The sequence below is a fragment of the Brachyspira innocens ATCC 29796 genome, assembly GCF_000384655.1.
GTDB lineage: Bacteria > Spirochaetota > Brachyspiria > Brachyspirales > Brachyspiraceae > Brachyspira > Brachyspira innocens.
Map to the genome: position 1 here is coordinate 1 of NZ_ARQI01000018.1, position 2,119 is coordinate 2,119.

Sequence of the window (2,119 nt, forward strand, 5' to 3'; positions counted from 1 at the left end):
GTTGTGTTGTGTTGTGTTGTGTTGTGTTGTGTTGTGTTGTGTTGTGTTGTGTTGTGTTGTGTTGTGTTGTGTTGTGTTGTGTTGTTCATAAATATGCCAAAAATATAGTTAGCATATTTTATATTCTATAAACATATTTGTCAATTATATTTATAAACCTACATACTATTTTTACATAATTTCATAAGTTATAAAAATAATATCAATAATCTTATTGAAAAAAATAAACTGCTATTATAATGTAAACTTGAACGCTAAAAGAATTAATTAAAAAAGTGGAATATTTATTACAAAAATTTAAATGAAATAAAAAGGCTCAACTACATTACTGTAATCAAGCCTTAATTTCATTTTATCAAATTATAATTAATGATTAAAATTAATTAGGATTTTTCAAGTTACAGTCCTCTGAATAAACTCTTCCTTCATCATAATACAAAGGCATTTTATCTACTCTATATGTATGACTTGTATCTATAATATCTATTCTAAATAATTGTATTTTACTATTTTTATCTATTTCCAATATTCTACCACTAGGATAACCATAACAAATCAATAAATTTTTATAATTTTCAGATGTAAAATCTACATCAGACACTACTCTAGAATATAAAGAACTATCTCTATATTCATAAACTTTTTGTGCTATATAATTGCCATGAGTACCTGTTATCTTGTATTCAACATATCTTGAACCATTAGGATTAGTTGTTTCATCTCCCTGATTATCAAACATTCCTAAATTCCCATTTTTATGTAAAAATAATGCATGCTGATTTTTTGGTCCGTCATTTAATGCATCACCTTTTACCCTATATGGTTCCAATGATTTTAAATCTTTAAAAGATTTATCATATCCAACTACTGGAGGAATGGTATTAAGTTTGCTATCTACCATCCACCAAATTAATTTCCATTCACTGTAGTCTATAGCCAAAACAGCATGATCTCTACTTGATACATACAAAATATCAGTTGATAAATCATAAACCAAAGAATTAGCATGAAACCAGTTTACTGATTTTTGAACACCATTATTTTCATATATGTTATTTATATCTTCTGTATATGCTATTTTTTTAAAAATATACTCATCTTCTGGATATTTTACTATATCTAAAGCATCCTTAATTAATTGTGCAAAATTTAATCGTCTAATCTCTTTACCAGAAGAATCTATCTCTACCATTCTATCCTCCGATCCCCATTCAGAACTAGATAAGTACAAATAATTATTATTCACTTTTATTATATCGTGATGACTAACTGTTGGATAATTAAGTATTGTTTTACCAATAGAGTTAACTGTAGACCAAATATTATGTATATATATTTTCTTATCTATAACTAATTTGAAAGAATGTACACTATCCATTACATATCTAACATAACCATTTCTAGAAACACCTACTACTCCAGCTCCAATGGAAAAATATAAATCAGGATTATTAGTATATTTTTCTTCTGGTAAATTATTAATTTTAACATCATATTCACGTGGTACTGGTCTATTATTCTGTTTTAAAAACAATTTTCCTATGTTAACATTTTTAGTTATAATTCTTCCGCCGTCATTAACTTCAATAGTATTTTGAGATTCTGCAAACATACCATGTATTTCAAACTCTGTACCATAACCTGCTGGATAAGTGTGTATTATGTCTGGCTCTCCATATAAACCTTTAACTATTACTGTTATAGGTGCCGCATTTACAGTTTCTGTTGTATAAACTGCTGATAATGGTGTTACTCCATAAGGATCCACAACTATTTCTCCAACTTTACCAATGGAACTGGTTAATGAAGAGTTTAACTTATTATGATTACAAGATAAAGCAAATAAAACTGTAACCAGTAAAATAATAAATAATAGTTTTTTCATAATTTATTCTCCTAAAATATTTATATTAATTATTTTTTATACAAGATATTAATAAATAGTGTTTTTTTATACTAATAAAGATAATATTATGGGAATATGTTTTTATGATTAAAAAATAAAGATTGATTTTGTTGAAAAATAGAAATATTAGATTAGATGATTGTGTTGTGTTGTGTTGTGTTGTGTTGTGTTGTGTTGTGTTGTGTTGTGTTGTGTTGTGTTGTGTTGTGTTGT

General features: G+C 26.3%; 1 protein-coding gene. It reads right to left on the reverse strand.

Translation table 11 applies throughout. From position 1 onward, the window contains the following. Positions 1-379: 379 nt before the first annotated feature. Complete coding sequence (locus tag F811_RS0100165) at positions 380-1,885, reverse strand: aryl-sulfate sulfotransferase (protein ID WP_020003306.1); 1,506 nt, start codon at positions 1,883-1,885, stop codon at positions 380-382. Between the last annotated feature and the right edge of the window lie 234 nt (positions 1,886-2,119).